The organism is Acinetobacter sp. CFCC 11171, from assembly GCF_003268405.1.
Lineage (GTDB): Bacteria > Pseudomonadota > Gammaproteobacteria > Pseudomonadales > Moraxellaceae > Acinetobacter > Acinetobacter amyesii.
Map to the genome: position 1 here is coordinate 1 of NZ_LQXP01000089.1, position 1,271 is coordinate 1,271.

At 41.3% G+C, this 1,271-nt stretch carries 1 pseudogene; it reads left to right on the forward strand.

The window, feature by feature from the left end:
• The first annotated feature begins 72 nt into the window (after positions 1-72).
• Positions 73-1,267 (forward strand): annotated as a pseudogene (locus tag AVJ20_RS17920) (IS3 family transposase).
• Positions 1,268-1,271 lie beyond the last annotated feature (4 nt).

Sequence of the window (1,271 nt, forward strand, 5' to 3'; positions counted from 1 at the left end):
TGATCCTAGCCAAAATAATGGACACATAGTCCCTCTAAAGATAACGTAACGTTAACTTTGGAGATCCAAGAAATGGCTATCTTGCGCAGCAATGCTGCTTGTATCTCAAGTCCTGAATTTAAACAGCAAGCAATTGATTATGCGCTTTCAAACTCACACGAGTCTGTAGCTGCAATCGCCCAGAAATTAGGTGTGGGTTATTCAACATTAGATAAATGGATTCGTGAAGCTAACCCAACAGGTTCAAGTAAACGTCAACTCTCACCAGAACAACAGCGCATTCTAGATTTAGAGAAAGAGGTCAAACAACTCAGGGAAGCCAATGACATTTTAAAAAAGGCGCATGTGTACTTCCTAACAGATCATGCCAAGAAAAGTACACGGTAATTCAAGGTCTAGCTGTGACAGAAATTAAGGTTTCTTCTGCCTGTAAATGCCTAGGTGTTAGCACTTCGGGATACTATGCTTGGCGGAAGCGACAGATTTACGCTACTCAAAAATATACTGATTTAAAAGCTGTATATTGGCAACACCATGCTCGCTTAGGAGCACCTTCATTAGTTCATGACATGCATGATTTAGGTTACTGCATGAGTGAACGTACAGTTGGAAGGATGCTAAAAAAGCTTAGTTTACGCAGCAAGATTTCCCGCAAATATAAGCATACAACTGATTCAAATCATCGTTTGCCGACGGCATCGAATTTGTTAGATCGCCAGTTTACAGTCACTCGGCCAAATAGAATTTGGACGACCGACATAACGTATATTCACACCAAAGAAGGTTGGTTGTACTTATGCGTGATACTAGATTTATTTAGTCGTCGTATTGTGGGTTGGCAAACCAGCCATCTAATAGACCGTCAATTGGCGTGTGATGCATTTAATTATGCAATGGCTCGTCAGGGGTATCCAATGGATGTTATGGTCCATTCTGACCAAGGCTCACAGTACTGTAGTCGAGATTTTAGAGCGCTATTGTTGACGAATAACTGCATTCAAAGCATGTCTAGACGAGGCCTTGCGCAGTATACTGCTCATGGGATAATGCGGTGACGGAAAGCTTCTTTCATACATTGAAATGTCATGTGGTACACGGGAGTGTGTTTACTACCCGAAAAGAAGCCAATGCTGTCTTGTTTGAATATATTGAGATTTACTACAATCGAATTAGACGGCATTCTGCAAATGGCTGGTTAAGCCCAGAAGCTTTTGAACAGAATTATTTTAAGAATTTAGAGGGACCGATTGTCCACGATACTGTCTAGGATC